Source organism: Variovorax sp. LG9.2, assembly GCF_035018885.1.
GTDB lineage: Bacteria > Pseudomonadota > Gammaproteobacteria > Burkholderiales > Burkholderiaceae_C > Variovorax.
The window spans coordinates 1-524 of sequence record NZ_JASJXB010000104.1 but is presented as its reverse complement, the minus strand read 5'-3'; the positions used below and the strand labels follow the sequence as shown (position 1 = coordinate 524).

At 60.3% G+C, this 524-nt stretch carries 1 protein-coding gene; it reads right to left on the bottom strand.

Annotated features, from left to right (window positions below; genetic code table 11):
• Positions 1 to 200: 200 nt before the first annotated feature.
• Positions 201 to 524 (bottom strand): hypothetical protein (locus QN413_RS27095; RefSeq protein ID WP_323499643.1); only part of this gene is annotated, 324 nt, incomplete at its 5' end.

Here is a 524-nt window from a genome sequence, read left to right as displayed (position 1 = left end):
GTCGGCAGCGTCAGATGTGTATAAGAGACAGCCTCCTTTACTTCGCTGCAGGGGCCACCCACCGCCCTCGGCCTAGGAAGCGTCGTGCCGTTCAACGGCGCGAGCACGGGTTTATTGAGGAGCCTTGGCGGGATGATCGTGTCTTTTGCATTGCAACGTGTGGCATTCTTCAGTTGGCCGCTTTCGGCCAGAAGCTGACCTCAGTACTCGTAGCGCACCTTGAAGGTCCAGTCGCCGGCTTCTTCAGCGACTGAGCAAACGATCTTGCTCCAGACCGTCCCGCGCTCTCGAAAGAAGTCCGAGAGACCATAGAGGGCCGTGAACAGGTCTTCCGTCGCGCTTACGACTTCCGGCCGTCCATCCGGCGACGTGATGACGATCGACATCTCTTCGGTGGCGCCATCGTCGTCCCGGCTGACCTCGACTTCCGCTCGCGCCCACGTCTCAGGCGTTGCCGCGATCAGCGCATTTGCAAGGGCTTTGTCAAAGGGCGCCTGCCGCTCAAGCCAAGTATCCATACGGTG